The sequence below is a fragment of the Candidatus Aegiribacteria sp. genome (assembly GCA_021108435.1).
Classification (GTDB): Bacteria; Fermentibacterota; Fermentibacteria; order Fermentibacterales; family JCC-6; genus Aegiribacteria.
Map to the genome: position 1 here is coordinate 1 of JAIOQY010000081.1, position 13,227 is coordinate 13,227.

Genomic DNA, 13,227 nt, shown 5'->3' on the forward strand with positions numbered 1-13,227 from the left:
ATGTCCGCTCTTGCGGGAAGTATAGCACACGCATCGTTTGGAGGTCTTGGGCTTTCATACCTCATCGGCATACATCCACTGATAGGGGCAACCGGTTTTGCAATCGCCTCGGCAATCGGAATTGGTGCGATTTCTTCCAGAGTACAAAACAGATCCGACACCGCCATGGCAGCATTCTGGGCAACGGGCATGGCGGCGGGCCTGGTGTTTATCAAGATCTCCGGAACCTACTCAGCCGATCTCATGAGCTGGCTGTTCGGAAGCCTGCTTGCAGTATCCGAATCTGATATTCTCTTAATGGGAATTCTTGATATCCTGATTCTGATTGTCATTGCCAGCCTGTATAAGGAGTTCCTCGCGGTTTCATACGATCAGGAATACAGCAGGCTGCAGGGTATCCCGACGGGGTTCATAAGAGGACTGTTTCTGATTCTTGCCGCTCTGACAGCGGTTATGCTGATGAAAGTAACAGGGCTGATCATGGTTATCGCCATGCTCACGATTCCTGCTGCTATCGCCGAGATGTTCACCTCGAGTCTCCGGAAGATGATGGTTCTAGCTTCAATTCTGACAGCTCTCTTCAGCCTCGGCGGTCTCTGGCTGGCCTGGATACTGGATCTGCCCCCCGGCGCCGTAATAATCCTGCTGGCCGCAATGGCGTACTTCATATCAATTAGGGTCAGGTCTTGCATTTGAGCATTATTATCATATGATACATCAATGACTAGACAATTACGCATTAAAATTCCGGGTGGGCTATACCACATCTATACTCGTGGTATCGACCGAAGAAACATTTTCAGAGACGACAGCGACAGGGGAAAATTTTTGGATATCCTGAAAAATAGTATCAGTGATTCAGACTGGAAGTGTTATGCCTACTGTCTCATGAACAATCACTACCATATCCTGATAGAATCTGCAGACGGAAACACTTCCCGTGGAATGCGTCAATTGAACGGTGTGTATGCCCAGTATTTCAACTGGAAGCATGACCGTGTAGGACCTCTCTTTCAGGGCAGATTCAGGGCTATACTTGTCGATCGGGAAAACTATTTTCTGGAACTATGCAGGTACATAGTATTAAACCCGGTAAGAGCTGGAACAGTATGTTCTCCCGAGGAGTATCACTGGAGCAGTTATAGAGTCACAGCAGGATTTGATAATATAAAAACCTGTATTGACAGAATGGCAGTACTTTCTCGATTCGCAGAGGAAAATGAATCTGAAATTTCTGCAAGAGCGGCATATTCACAGTTCGTGACCGAAGGCATTGAAAAGGATATTACTCTTGGCGAAATTAAGGGCAACCTTATTCTCGGGGACAGAGGATTCATTGAATCCGTGAAGGATGAAATTAAAAAGGAAAAGAATAACCTCGACTACCCCAAGTACCAGAGAACAGCATGCCGTCCTGATCTTGAGGAATTGCTTGACAATCTTACTGTCTCAATGAAAGAGACAAGGAACGCGGCTGTAAGGAAAGCATATAATGAATTCGGTTACACACAAAGTGATATTGCAGGATTCCTAGGTGTTCATAATTCAACAATCTATAGAATTGTAACAAATAAGTAATACATACTAATATTACAAATAAAGTGATAGAAATACTCAAATGCAAGACCTGACCCTATTGTTGAGAAAAAAAATATTTTGAACGCCAGGATTCACGACTTGACTCTATTTTGCTGAATGTTATCGTCGGGCAGAATCCTCCTTGAGGATTTCGCAGAAAACGCTTGATTCATCTACTTCTATGATCTCAGGATCGCACCCGACTCGTGAGCAGAGTAATCTCCAATCCTCAGGTGTGAATCGTCCAGCACGAAAACCATCCCTGCAGACTATTACACCATCCCCCGATTTATCGTAATCGATCGGTCCAATCAAGTCTGCCTCCGCCTGAGCCTGGAACCATGCGAGACGATGCCTCCAGAATCGATCAGAGTAGGTAGAGAACAGCATAATTCCTCGCGGACGAGTGACTCGAAGCGCCTCCCGAAGTAACGCCTCCTGGTTAACCCCAAAGGCACAGATACCGTTCTGGATACAGATAACTGCATCGAACCAGCCCGCAGAATATCGTAAATCAAGAGCATCCATGTTCAGGAACTCGCAGCGAGAGTTCACACCTGCAAGCTCTCGCGCCATCTCAAGGCTCTCTCCGGCGGGGTCAATTCCAACCACCCGTCGTACAGCCTCCGCAAGACGAAGTGCCACTCGACCGTACCCGCAGCCCAGCTCCAATACGACATCTGTAGACCGCATACGGGTCAGCACATGCTGGATTTCAGCCTCCAGGTACTGTCTGACGCGAGGTGTGGCCAGCTCGTAACAAAGTTCCAGGCGGCGACCGGATATTTTTTCAGTGTAGTAACCAGTCATGGCGAATCAGCCTTTTTCGCTTCTCTGATATTTATTGAAAAGACCTGACTCAGATATTTCAGCATTACAGGTAAGCCTGTCCGCTGAGGGAGCGGTACTGCACCGCTTCAGCGATGTGTTCTGTTCGTATGTCTTCCGAACCCGCGAGATCTGCAATCGTTCGTGAAACCTTCACTATCCGGTCGTAAGCCCTGGCTGAAAAACCGTACATTTCCATCGCGGATTTCAGGAGCTTGCTGACTTCACTGCTGAGATGGCAGTACTTCCTCACCATGGGAGAAGTCATTCCGGCGTTGCAGTACAGGCGGTCAACCTTTTCAAATCGATTGAACTGGATTTTCCCGGCTTCTATTACACGCTTCCTTATCGCAGGGGATTTCTCCCCTGTTGGGAGATTGGATGAAAGATCCCGGTATTTAACCGGAGCAACATCGATATGAATATCAATTCTGTCCATGAGCGGACCCGATATCTTCTGAAGGTATCTCTGTATCTGCGGGCCTGTGCAGTTGCAGGAATGCCCGGGGTCAGTGAAATATCCGCAGGGGCACGGGTTCATTGCGGCAACCAGAGTGAACCTTGCAGGAAAAGTCATCGACATGGATGCTCTTGTAATTGTTACTGTTCCGTCTTCCATAGGCTGTCTGAGAACCTCCAGAACATTCCTTCTGAATTCGGGCAGCTCATCCAGAAACAGTACTCCGTTATGAGCAAGACTCACCTCACCAGGACGGGGAATGGTGCCCCCTCCTATCAATCCAGCGTCAGAGACAGTATGGTGAGGTGATCTGAACGGGCGGGTTTCCAGAAGAGATCCACCGCTCCGTAGAAGTCCCGCAACACTGTGAATTTTAGTCGTTTCAATCGCCTCGTCAGGATGGAGAGAAGGGAGGATTGATGGAAGTCTTCTGGCGAGCATGGTTTTACCGGAACCAGGAGGACCAATCAGGAGAATGTTGTGCCCGCCCGCAGCGGCAACCTCCAAAGCTCTTTTTGCGAATTCCTGACCTCGAACATCGCTGAAGTCAGGTTCCTCTTTCCCACCGGTGTCAGAAGGCGCATGTGAATACGTAACAGGTTCTATTGTTGATTTATCTAACATAAAGTCAATTACATGATTGAGATCCTCGATTGGAAATACTTTCTGTCCGGAAACCACACCTGCTTCCGCTGAATTGGAGGCAGGTACGATAAGTCCTGAATGCCTTTCCTTTCTTGCTCTGTCAGCCATTGAGAGCACTCCGGGAACCGGACGCAGCGCTCCATCCAGAGCGAGTTCACCAACAAAAAAATAATCTTCAATAGTCTCTGCGGGAATTATGCCGGAGGCTGCGAGAACGCTGATCGCGATTGGAAGATCGAATCCGGGTCCTTCTTTTTTTCTTCCGGCAGGGGCCATATTGATAGTTATCTTTTTACCCGGAAGCCTGAAACCAAGATTGGCTATTGCAGCTGTAACTCGCTGTCGAGATTCACGAACAGCGCTGTCAGGCAGTCCTACAATTGTGAAGGTCGGCAGTCCCATGGACATATCAGCTTCGATTTCAACGGGATATGAATCAATTCCGAACACAGCAAGGCTTCTCGTATGAGCAAGCAAATAAACACCCCCTTTAAATGCTTCTTCTTAGAGTGTACGCATTAATGAAGTGAATTTCAAGGAGCAGATATCACTGGTTTCGAATCGGGTTCGGTCTACTTCCCCGCGATTGAACGGTTTCGCTCAGTCTATCAATGAATTCAGTGGAGAGATAAAATATGACCCATCCGTCAAATCCCATCTCCTCCGCAAGAGCCTCCTGGTGTTCAGTCTCCGATGAAGTGAGAGTTGAACTGGTCGAGGATGAACCTATTCCGCAACTGAGTGGCCTGCCTTCAGCTATTTCCATCTGCTGTTCGCCCCAGTATACAAACTCCGAATCGGATTCAGTGTAATTCATTGGAACCACAAAGTCCACAATTCCGCTGCGTAGCCATAAGTCCCACTCCTGGCTGAAGTACCGCATCTCCTGTTCGCGTGGTATTCCGGCCACGGAAAGCAGTACGATCCTGTTGATGCGGGAGAGGGAATCCCTCACAGCCTGCACAGCGTCGGTTATCATGAAGGCTCGCCACTGCATGAAACTGTCATGCAGTCTCCCCCCGCTGACGCAATGGGCCGGCCAGTCAATGGATCGGATTCCGGCAAACCTTCTGAAACGTTCACGGCATCCGTCGCAGAAACAGACTCGATTGCTTGAAAATCTTATATAGTCCAGATGTATTCCGGATACCGGATACTCTGCTGCCAGTTTCAGACACAACTGCGCCATAGCACTGACATTCTGCGGATCTGTAGGACAGAGCCAGTTCTCTACCGCTCCGTCACTGGAGATCTGAAATCTTCCGTCCAGCTCGAATCGATCTTGATCCTCCACCGAACACTTGCCTGTTTTCCACAGAACCACCCACGCATGAACATCAATCCCAAGGGGGTTGCAGGCGTCAAGACATTCCTGAAGGCCTTCCGTATCCGTTTCCGGCCCATAAGCAGCACAGTAGAAGACAGTGTCGTATCCGTTCAAGGACAGCAGCAGGGCGATCTCATCCCAATTCCCATTATTGCATTGCCAGGCGTTCCAGACACCTGTAATGGAGCACAGAACTGTAATGAAGAGGGAAAGGAAATGCATATATACCTCCGGGCTGTAAGATATGTTCAATTCCAGCATCGAACAACTGAGTAAGCGGAATGGCGCAGGCCAGCAACCGGGGTTCATCAAAGCCCCGGGATAAGACTGGTCCTTATTTAAAGTTCAATGTCGGGATAAGATTAAGGAGCTGTTATCGTCTCACTGCCGTCATCGGGCATTCTGTCTGAGCCGTCCATCGCATAGAACCAGTAACCTACCGTAACCGGAGCAACAGTAGGCATATTTTCCAGAACACTGAAAGGAAACTCAAGACGATAGTACACACCGCTGATAACTGGTATGCCGGTATACTTTAAATCATCATACAGACCGGGTGAAATTGCCGATTCCTTTGAAACAGTGAACTCCGTTGGATGGCAGCGAACCAGGAAATCCGCCTCCGGATCAGTATCCGTATTGAAGTAATAGTAAAATTCACTCAGGCACATGTCATCATAGAACTCAATTTCAGTATTTAAATCACCGCCGGAATAAGCCACGGTTGCATCTTTAAAATCCTTACAATCCTCTATTCCCGATTCATTTGGATCATCACAACCAATCATCATAAAAAGGATCAAAAGAACAGGAACACACTTTGTTAAGACAGGTTTCATTTTTCATCATCCTTTCGCTTACTGATTCCCGAAAAAGACCACTCACGAGGTATCTATTCTGTAATAAGTACCTCCTTATTCTGATTTATTTGCAGCATTGTAGAAGGAGACTAATTCATTGTGTGATATGTTGTCAAGTGTAATAACTCTGATTTTATGGTTTCCAATATCGACTCTACCTTGTTAAATGTAGGTATATTTAATCCTGGCAGCTGGAAGTATGGGATCCAGCGGTAAACTGCACGATGTGCTTAAGGAAGAAGCTGGAAAATCAAGTTTCCGGACCCAGTCCGGGAACCACATGCATTATTCAACCTGGTTTCCTATCGGCTGTTTGACATATGCACTCTTCCGGAATATTCTCTTAACGGTAATTCGATCAGCAACATATCGAAACATTGAATTTCAAAGGAAGCGTCATATTCTCATCGAGAAAATTCCCATGTGGATAGTAAGCCCCGAGGATCTGATCTTATCAAAACTCTGGTGGTCAAGGGACAGCCATTCAGAAGTGCAGATTGGTGATATACAAAACTTATTCGCTTCAGTTGGCGATCTTGATATTGCTTACATAGACAGATGGGTAGCGGAAATGGGTCTGCAGGATATTTACAGGATGGCAATATTCCGCTTAGTGATCTAAAAAAAGAATTGTTTCTGAGGTTCTACGGAAATGACATGGACAAAAAATCCAGAGAGAGAATAGCGTTCTATTTTTCCGGATGAACCTGGAATTGTAGAAAGACTCCGGACTCATGTACAAATCACTGGATATGAGGTCTAGAGCGGTTCGGGACGGAAAGCGTCCTCCAGGTAGGTGTCCATTCTGAATTCGGAAGACGTGCCGCGAACTACTGCAACATCGAATCTGATCTGATCCTGAGGATCGTGCTTCGCCAGATAGAAACCCGCCGCGTGGATTATTCTTGCCTGTTTTTTTGAATCGATCTTCTCAAGCGGCATTGTCGTGCTTCCATCACTGGCGAATTTAACTTCAACGAATGCAAGAATTCCATTACTTTTCGCGATGATATCGACTTCAGCTCTGCGGGTCCGGAAATTGCGGGCGACTACAGTCCATCCGCGGGCCTGTAACCATTCGCAGACAAAACCCTCAGCTCCCCTGGAAATATCACTCAAAATGCATCCGAATCTGTTTATCATATTTCATAGGAGCAAAAGACATTCTGTGAATCGGGGAAGGGCCGAGTTTCTCAATAGCCTTCATGTGCTCTCCGGATCCATACCCCTTGTTGGAAGCGAAACCGTACCCCGGAAATTCTCTGTCGGCTCTGATCATTATATCATCTCTGGTTACTTTTGCGATGATACTGGCGGCAGCTATGGACAGGCTCTTCGAGTCACCTTTTACGATGAATCTGGATTGCAGAGGAAGGTTCCTTATCGGCAGACCATCAACAAGATAGAGCGCGTCCTTTATATCAATAGCCTGAGCTGCTCTGTTAAAGGCCAGGCGGACAGATTCTGCCATTCCCACTTTATCTATTTCCGAATACTCTACAATTCCCGTGGAATATCCAATGGCAATTTCGATGATCAAAGGGAAAAGAGCCCTGCGCTTTTTATCGGACAGCTTCTTGCTGTCAGTTACTCCCAGCAGATACGCACCCCGCGGGAGGGATACGGCTGCAGCCACCAGGGGCCCGGCAAGAGGACCCCGGCCGGCTTCGTCCATCCCTATTAGAACAGGGTTATCCAGCCGGTAACTTTCATCGAACTCGAATAAAGGAGTATGGGTCAGGATTTCTTCCTGGAGCCGTACGTTTTCTTCTCTTTTATCCTGGCTGACTTACCTGTCTTGTCTCGCAGGTAAAAAAGCTTCGCTCTGCGCACTTTGCCGATTCGGGTCACTTCAATCCGCTCAATGAGGGGAGTGTTCAGAGGGAATATTCTTTCGACGCTCACTCCGCCCGAAATTTTCCTTACTGTAAAGGTTTCAGATGTTCCTCCGCCTCTGCGGGATATTACAACACCCTGGAAAACCTGTACACGAACTTTGTTACCCTCCACAACCTGAAAGTGCACTTTGACTGTATCCCCCGGTTTGAACTCCGGTAGATTCTCTTTGATATGTGATGCTTCAACACTCCGGATAATATCATCCATTTTTCTGCTCCTTCTGTCGATCTGCCAGTCTTATCGCCTGAACAAATCGTTCTTTTACACAGTCCCGGCTTTCCGGGTCAAGCAGGTCAGGACGCTGCTTGCCGGTAAGCTCCAGTGCTTTCTTGAATCTCCACTTCTCTATCTCAGCATGATTGCCTGAAATCAGAATATCGGGAACTTTCATGCCCCTGTATTCAGCTGGTCTGGTATACCTGGGATAATCAAGCAATCCCGTCGCAAAACTGTCCGATTGTGCGGATTCCATTCTGCCAAGCACCCCCGGAAGCCATCTGAAGACAGCTTCCATAAGAAACATGGCAGGGATCTCGCCACCGGAAACCACAGCATCGCCAACACTGATCTCATCTGTAACAGCGTGTTCCCTGAATCTCTGGTCAATTCCGCCATATCTGCCACAGAATATTATCATTTTTCCGCACTCAGCTAATTCCTGAGCAAGACCGTGATCCAGTTTTCTTCCCTGAGGAGTCATGAATACTATCCTGGAATTCTCTCTCCAGGGTATCTCCTCAAGTGTTTCAAACAGCGGTTCGGGTCTGAGGAGCATCCCTGCGCCACCCCCGAACTGATAATCGTCAACTGAACCTCGGCTGTCTACAGCCTTTTTTCGTATATCGAAAACCGTCAGTTCAACCCTGCCGGTTTCAATCGCTTTTCCAATTATTCCATGTTCCGTGAATGGAATAAACAGATCTGGAAACAGCGTTGCCACAGCTGTTTTCATACTGGAAACTCCATTCATTATGGAGACAGATCGTTCAGACCAACTGGAAGAACAAGCTCAATGATCTTATCCTTCCACCTGATATTTCCCTCATTCAGCACCAGTGCAAGTGGTACATGAAATCCTGTTTCCGTATCCTCAACAAGAAGAAGCGGGTTAGAATCTGATGGCTCAATATCCACAACCGGATATGTTTTGCCCTCTGACCGGATCTCCATGCCGATAAAACCGTAAAGAGGGAAGAACGAAAGCATCCTCTCCGCTTCATCTCGCTTTATGAAGATGGAGCAACCTTTGTACCTGTCAGCGTCCTCCCTGTTACGAATCTCCTTCAGAGTGAGATTAATCCGAGAGTCACTCCGAACAGTACAGCGGTTTACAGTCATGGAAATGTTCTCTTCCAGCAGGATTCCTGTTCCCGGAGGAATGACCGCATGACCGATCCCGGAAAAAATGCGAACTGCAAATCCACCCTTTAATCCGTGAGGTTTCTCCACATACCCGAGATATACAATATCACCGGGAGCCATCACCGAAATATCAGTCAATGATTCTTACTGTAGCCTTCTGCTCCAGTCGGGCAGCAGCTGATCTGATTATAAGTCTCATCGCTTTCGCTATTTTTCCCTCGCGGCCTATTACTCTTCCGAGATCGCTCTCCGCGACTCTCAATTCAAAGACAATTACGTCTTCTTCCATCGTCTCTTCTACAGAAACCGCCTCAGGATCTTCAACGAGCGTTCTGGCCATGATTTCGATAAGTTCTTTCATGAGGGTCCTCCAGTTCAGGTGGTTATTCAGACAGTAAATCGCACCAGTTATCCATTACGAGGTTCTGCTCTTCCCTTTTATTAGAACCACTTCCAGCGGTATACCTTCTTCACCACCGGAGTGCCTGGACCATTTACCCCAGGTGCCTGTGCGCTTAAGCAGGTTTCTGACCGTATCGGAGACCTGTGCTCCCCTATCCAGCCAGTGAAAAACCCTTTCCTCGTCTACTTTAACTTCCATTGGTTTGCGCAGGGGGTCGTAGTACCCGAAACTATCAAGAAATCTGCCATCTGTGGCTTTCCTTCTGTCAGCGGCTACAATTCTGTAGAATGGTTGACCTTTACATCCAATTCTTTTTAAGCGAATAATTACCAAGTTTCACCTCCAGATCAGCGGATTATGCCGGGTAGCTTGAATCTCCCGGATTTCATCTGCTTCATCATTTTCTTCATTGATCCGAATTCGCGCAGCAGTCTGTTTACATCATTCACTTTCGTACCGCTGCCCTGTGATATTCTCCTTCGTCTGTTTCCGTTGATTATCTCCGGATGAGTTCTTTCCTTTCTTGTCATTGAACTGATGATGGCTTCCATCTTCGTGAATTGAGAAGTGTCCAGATTCATACCTGCGGGTCTCATGCTCTTCGGAAGCATAGCCATCAGGTCACCAAGAGAACCCATCTTTCTTATGCGGCGTAGTTCTCCCGCGAAGTCCTCAAGCGTGAAGGAGTTGGAGATAAGCTTTTTCTCCAGCTTCTCAGCTTCTTTCATGTCCAATGTGCTCTGAGCTTTTTCCGCAAGACCAACCACATCACCCATACCAAGGATCCTTCCGGCCATTCGGGTCGGATCCATCGGTTCAAGGCCATCAACACCCTCTCCTACTCCAATGAACTTAATGGGTTTTCCGGTTACCGCCCTGAAAGATAACGCAGCACCTCCTCGTGAATCGCCATCCATCTTCGTTATCACGGAACCTGTAAATCCAATTCTTTCCTGGAATTCAACTGCAACGTTTACAGCATCCTGACCGGACAGACCATCAAGTACCAGCAATGTTTCAACAGCATTCGCAACTTCACTGATTTCCTCCAGTTCCTCCATCAGTTCATCGTTCACATGCAGCCTTCCTGCTGTATCCGCCACAACGATGTCGTAGCTGTTCATTCGTGCTTCATGCATTGCTTCCCGAAGAACTTCCACCGGATTCTTCGTGTCTCTCCTTGCGTAGAAACCGGCACCCGAGTCCTTCGCGATCTTTTCCAGCTGTTCAATAGCCGCGGGTCTCTGTAGATCACACGCTGCCAGAAGAGATCTCTTACCCTTTTTTTCCGCGAGCCAGTATGCCATTCTGCCTGCTGTAGTCGTTTTACCCGAACCCTGCAAACCAACAAGAAGATAGACTATTGGAGGTTTACCGGAAAATTCAAGAGAGGTTCTTTCAGAACCTAGAAGCTTAATCAGTTCTTCATTAACTACTTTTATTACCTGCTGTCCCGGAGAAAGGCTTTTCAGAACACTCTCACCCAGGGCTTTCTCACTGACAGTACTTACGAACTGTTTCGCTACTTTGAAATTGACGTCAGCTTCCAGCAATGCCCTGCGAACAAGTCGCATAGCATCCCTGATGTTGGATTCGTTAATGACACCTCGGCTTGTCAGCTTCCTGAAAGCATCTGAGAGACTGTCTGTCAGCCTGTCGAACAAATCTGCCCTCCAATTGGATCAGATAGGTAAATAACATACAAATACTCTACAATACAGAGCATGCAACTATACTTCGACAAACGGAATAATCCAAACAGAGGGAAGTTTACTTCAATACGTTAACAGAACCATGTCCGACGGGGCATGTAATAGTAAAACCGGATTCAGTTTCATCAATGACATAGGGCTGTTTCGAAACAGGACATCCTGGAATCGAATCGGGAAGAAGTTCTTCAAGAGTAGTGTATCCATCAGCAGTCAGAGATGCATGATAGATCATTCCCTCAATCTCGAATCCAAGAGAATCCATCCTGGATTCGCATCTTCTGATATCAAGCTCGTTTCTCATCTCATCCATATCTTCCTGATCGATTAGACTGGTTGTATCTCTGGAGCAACCGATGATCAGGAAAAGAACTGCGGTAATCAAAAATAAGTACTTCATTCAATCTCCATTGAGTTGGCCATAGATACGTTTCTCAGCATTCGTATAGCCTCAGCGGGATCATCCGCTTTTGTAATGAAAGAACCGGAAACCAGTATATCAACTCCCAGAGACGCCAATCTTCCCGCATTGGAGTCAGTTACTCCTCCGTCAATGGAGATAAGAGCTTTCTCTCCCCCGTGATCATCAAGTATTCGGCGAATTGCCGGAATCTTGGAGTGAACATATTCAAGATGTTTCTGTCCACCGTATCCGGGATTTACAGTCATAATCAGCACAAGATCAACCTCAGGCGCAACCCACTGCAGGAAATCAACCGCGGTTGCCGGATTGATGGCGACTCCCGCACCGGCTCCGGATTCCCTTATTTTCTGTAGAAGTCTGTCCAGATGACTTGTAACCTCAGCGTGTACAGTAATATACCTGCAACCGGCAGCTGCAAATGAATCAATCAGCGCTGCTGGTTTCTCCACCATGAGATGAGCGTCAACCGGAATATCAATCTTTCGAGCGATGCATGCCGCAACATCGGCCCCGACAGTAAGCACAGGCACAAATACTCCATCCATAACATCCAGATGTATCATGTCCGCACCTGCATTCTGCAGTTTCAGCGCCTCCATGGCGATTTGTCCCTGGTCACAGCCAAGGACAGAGGGAGCAATAATTATTTCTCTCATCTACCAGTTCCCCCAGTTATCATCTGATTTCCCCACTATCAATTCCACCGAGTCACCTGCTGAAAATTGCTGACCTGGAATCTGAATCTGCTCAAGAACAATGTTATACTGGAGAATGTCATCTGTCAGTCTCTCTTCAATAACAACGGGAATGAGGTTGCTGATTTCCGCGAGATCAATGGCATCATTTATTGAAAGCCCGACGAAACGGGGCATTCCATGCCAGCCGGTGGAAACCAGAAGCCTGACAGGTGTTGTTACCGGAAGACTATCGTACTGTCTCGGGTTCACAGCGATAACCAGACCCTCCGGGATCATGGGATCGGGTACCCAGCTTCTCCCAATGGAGTATAGCTGCCAGTCAGCGATTTTCTCTTCAGCCTCAACGGCGGAAAGCCCGAGAAGGGAATCCGGCCAGTAGGATCTGTACAGAGGACCTATATTCCAGAATATGCTCACAGGAGCTCCTCTGGGTGTCATAGCACCTGGTGGGGGATCCTGTCTGACAACACTGCCCATGGTCTCAAAAGGACCATATACTGACCACTGACCGGCAATCACAAGAGTTGCCGATTCTATTTCTCTTTGAGCATCCTGCCGCGTTAATCCAATAACATCGGGAACAGTTACAGGAGCTGAAGCAGCTCCAATAGAAGAAATAAACCGTGGAGTCTCAAAAATGGACGGTGCCAGGACAGTACCGGCGATGAATGCTAATACCGCAGTCGAAACCGCGATAATAACATATCTTACAACCGATTTCACTGGTTCATCCTCCATATTTCAGCACTTTGACTGTGTTTCCGGGAGTCTGTCCGGGTATACTGCTACTGTACGTTTTCTACCCTTTCAAGCTCAGGAAATACAGCTTTTAGATTTCTTTCCACTGTCCACTGAAGAGTAACGGTGGCCATTGCGCATCCTGAGCAGGCCCCTTGAAGCCTTACCTTGACAACTTTGTCTTCTATCCCGACAAATTCTATGTCACCACCATCTCGCTGCAGGACAGGTCTGACCTTCTCAATCTCTGCGATAACGTTCTCATCATTGAATTCGAGTGTATTCTCGCTCATTCT

At 47.4% G+C, this 13,227-nt stretch carries 19 protein-coding genes; 3 read left to right on the top strand and 16 right to left on the bottom strand.

Annotated features, from left to right (window positions below; translation table 11 throughout):
* Both K8R76_04855 and K8R76_04860 read left to right on the top strand, forming a co-directional pair.
* A partial coding sequence (locus tag K8R76_04855) for a metal ABC transporter permease (GenBank protein MCD4847502.1) occupies positions 1 to 696 on the top strand: 696 nt, incomplete at its 5' end.
* Positions 697 to 720: 24 nt separating this feature from the next.
* Complete coding sequence (locus K8R76_04860; GenBank protein MCD4847503.1) at positions 721 to 1,578, top strand: transposase; 858 nt, start codon at positions 721 to 723, stop codon at positions 1,576 to 1,578.
* A 120-nt stretch (positions 1,579 to 1,698) separates the two neighbouring features.
* Here the strand turns inward: K8R76_04860 and K8R76_04865 are convergent, their stop codons facing one another.
* The 4 genes from K8R76_04865 to K8R76_04880 all read right to left on the bottom strand — a co-directional run bounded on the left by K8R76_04865 (position 1,699) and on the right by K8R76_04880 (position 5,677).
* Positions 1,699 to 2,388, bottom strand: coding sequence for a class I SAM-dependent methyltransferase (locus tag K8R76_04865; GenBank protein ID MCD4847504.1), 690 nt, complete (start codon positions 2,386 to 2,388; stop codon positions 1,699 to 1,701).
* Between the two features lie 64 nt (positions 2,389 to 2,452).
* Positions 2,453 to 3,988 (bottom strand): YifB family Mg chelatase-like AAA ATPase, encoded by a 1,536-nt coding sequence (locus K8R76_04870; GenBank protein MCD4847505.1) that lies wholly within the window; start codon positions 3,986 to 3,988, stop codon positions 2,453 to 2,455.
* A 70-nt stretch (positions 3,989 to 4,058) separates the two neighbouring features.
* Positions 4,059 to 5,060, bottom strand: coding sequence for a family 10 glycosylhydrolase (locus K8R76_04875; protein MCD4847506.1), 1,002 nt, complete (start codon positions 5,058 to 5,060; stop codon positions 4,059 to 4,061).
* Between the two features lie 140 nt (positions 5,061 to 5,200).
* A complete protein-coding gene (locus tag K8R76_04880; GenBank protein MCD4847507.1) occupies positions 5,201 to 5,677 on the bottom strand; it encodes a hypothetical protein in 477 nt (158 codons plus the stop codon).
* 220 nt (positions 5,678 to 5,897) lie between these two features.
* On the opposite strand from K8R76_04880, the gene K8R76_04885 reads away from it, so the two are divergent.
* On the top strand, positions 5,898 to 6,320 hold the full coding sequence (locus K8R76_04885) for a hypothetical protein (protein MCD4847508.1): 423 nt from the start codon (positions 5,898 to 5,900) through the stop codon (positions 6,318 to 6,320).
* Positions 6,321 to 6,457: 137 nt separating this feature from the next.
* Here K8R76_04885 and K8R76_04890 read toward each other — a convergent pair whose 3' ends face one another.
* The 12 genes from K8R76_04890 to K8R76_04945 all read right to left on the bottom strand — a co-directional run bounded on the left by K8R76_04890 (position 6,458) and on the right by K8R76_04945 (position 13,224).
* Positions 6,458 to 6,817: a YraN family protein gene (locus K8R76_04890; protein ID MCD4847509.1), complete on the bottom strand. Its 360-nt coding sequence runs from the start codon at positions 6,815 to 6,817 to the stop codon at positions 6,458 to 6,460.
* On the bottom strand, positions 6,810 to 7,373 hold the full coding sequence (locus K8R76_04895; GenBank protein MCD4847510.1) for a ribonuclease HII: 564 nt from the start codon (positions 7,371 to 7,373) through the stop codon (positions 6,810 to 6,812). Before K8R76_04895 ends, K8R76_04890 begins: the two co-directional genes overlap by 8 nt.
* A 62-nt stretch (positions 7,374 to 7,435) precedes the next feature.
* Positions 7,436 to 7,804: a 50S ribosomal protein L19 gene (rplS, locus tag K8R76_04900; protein MCD4847511.1), complete on the bottom strand. Its 369-nt coding sequence runs from the start codon at positions 7,802 to 7,804 to the stop codon at positions 7,436 to 7,438.
* Entirely contained in the window at positions 7,797 to 8,549 is a 753-nt protein-coding gene (gene trmD, locus K8R76_04905; GenBank protein MCD4847512.1) for a tRNA (guanosine(37)-N1)-methyltransferase TrmD, read from the bottom strand. Before trmD ends, rplS begins: the two co-directional genes overlap by 8 nt.
* 17 nt (positions 8,550 to 8,566) lie before the next feature.
* The gene (locus tag K8R76_04910; GenBank protein ID MCD4847513.1) at positions 8,567 to 9,097 is read right to left on the bottom strand and encodes a hypothetical protein; all 531 of its coding nucleotides are present in this window, start codon (positions 9,095 to 9,097) and stop codon (positions 8,567 to 8,569) included.
* Positions 9,090 to 9,320 carry a KH domain-containing protein gene (locus tag K8R76_04915; GenBank protein ID MCD4847514.1) on the bottom strand — a complete coding sequence of 77 codons (231 nt, stop codon included), beginning with the start codon at positions 9,318 to 9,320 and terminating at the stop codon, positions 9,090 to 9,092. The genes K8R76_04910 and K8R76_04915 overlap by 8 nt, the downstream gene beginning before the upstream one ends.
* A gap of 54 nt (positions 9,321 to 9,374) precedes the next feature.
* Entirely contained in the window at positions 9,375 to 9,686 is a 312-nt protein-coding gene (gene rpsP / locus K8R76_04920; GenBank protein MCD4847515.1) for a 30S ribosomal protein S16, read from the bottom strand.
* Between the two features lie 23 nt (positions 9,687 to 9,709).
* Positions 9,710 to 11,026, bottom strand: coding sequence for a signal recognition particle protein (gene ffh / locus K8R76_04925; GenBank protein ID MCD4847516.1), 1,317 nt, complete (start codon positions 11,024 to 11,026; stop codon positions 9,710 to 9,712).
* A gap of 106 nt (positions 11,027 to 11,132) precedes the next feature.
* Positions 11,133 to 11,471 (bottom strand): hypothetical protein, encoded by a 339-nt coding sequence (locus K8R76_04930; GenBank protein ID MCD4847517.1) that lies wholly within the window; start codon positions 11,469 to 11,471, stop codon positions 11,133 to 11,135.
* The gene (gene rpe / locus K8R76_04935) at positions 11,468 to 12,151 is read right to left on the bottom strand and encodes a ribulose-phosphate 3-epimerase (GenBank protein MCD4847518.1); all 684 of its coding nucleotides are present in this window, start codon (positions 12,149 to 12,151) and stop codon (positions 11,468 to 11,470) included. Before rpe ends, K8R76_04930 begins: the two co-directional genes overlap by 4 nt.
* On the bottom strand, positions 12,152 to 12,916 hold the full coding sequence (locus K8R76_04940) for a PASTA domain-containing protein (protein ID MCD4847519.1): 765 nt from the start codon (positions 12,914 to 12,916) through the stop codon (positions 12,152 to 12,154). It abuts the gene before it with no gap.
* Positions 12,917 to 12,978: 62 nt separating this feature from the next.
* Positions 12,979 to 13,224: a NifU family protein gene (locus K8R76_04945; GenBank protein MCD4847520.1), complete on the bottom strand. Its 246-nt coding sequence runs from the start codon at positions 13,222 to 13,224 to the stop codon at positions 12,979 to 12,981.
* Between the last annotated feature and the right edge of the window lie 3 nt (positions 13,225 to 13,227).

Bases quoted from the DNA above. Each gene is read 5' to 3' on its own strand.
- K8R76_04860 (MCD4847503.1), top strand. From the start codon at position 721: ATGACTAGACAATTACGCATTAAAATTCCGGGTGGGCTATACCACATC.
- K8R76_04865 (MCD4847504.1), bottom strand. From the start codon at position 2,388: ATGACTGGTTACTACACTGAAAAAATATCCGGTCGCCGCCTGGAACTT.
- K8R76_04875 (MCD4847506.1), bottom strand. From the start codon at position 5,060: ATGCATTTCCTTTCCCTCTTCATTACAGTTCTGTGCTCCATTACAGGT.
- K8R76_04880 (MCD4847507.1), bottom strand. From the start codon at position 5,677: ATGAAACCTGTCTTAACAAAGTGTGTTCCTGTTCTTTTGATCCTTTTT.
- K8R76_04885 (MCD4847508.1), top strand. From the start codon at position 5,898: ATGGGATCCAGCGGTAAACTGCACGATGTGCTTAAGGAAGAAGCTGGA.
- K8R76_04895 (MCD4847510.1), bottom strand. From the start codon at position 7,373: ATGGACGAAGCCGGCCGGGGTCCTCTTGCCGGGCCCCTGGTGGCTGCA.
- rplS (MCD4847511.1), bottom strand. From the start codon at position 7,804: ATGGATGATATTATCCGGAGTGTTGAAGCATCACATATCAAAGAGAAT.
- trmD (MCD4847512.1), bottom strand. From the start codon at position 8,549: ATGAAAACAGCTGTGGCAACGCTGTTTCCAGATCTGTTTATTCCATTC.
- K8R76_04915 (MCD4847514.1), bottom strand. From the start codon at position 9,320: ATGAAAGAACTTATCGAAATCATGGCCAGAACGCTCGTTGAAGATCCT.
- K8R76_04930 (MCD4847517.1), bottom strand. From the start codon at position 11,471: ATGAAGTACTTATTTTTGATTACCGCAGTTCTTTTCCTGATCATCGGT.
- rpe (MCD4847518.1), bottom strand. From the start codon at position 12,151: ATGAGAGAAATAATTATTGCTCCCTCTGTCCTTGGCTGTGACCAGGGA.
- K8R76_04945 (MCD4847520.1), bottom strand. From the start codon at position 13,224: ATGAGCGAGAATACACTCGAATTCAATGATGAGAACGTTATCGCAGAG.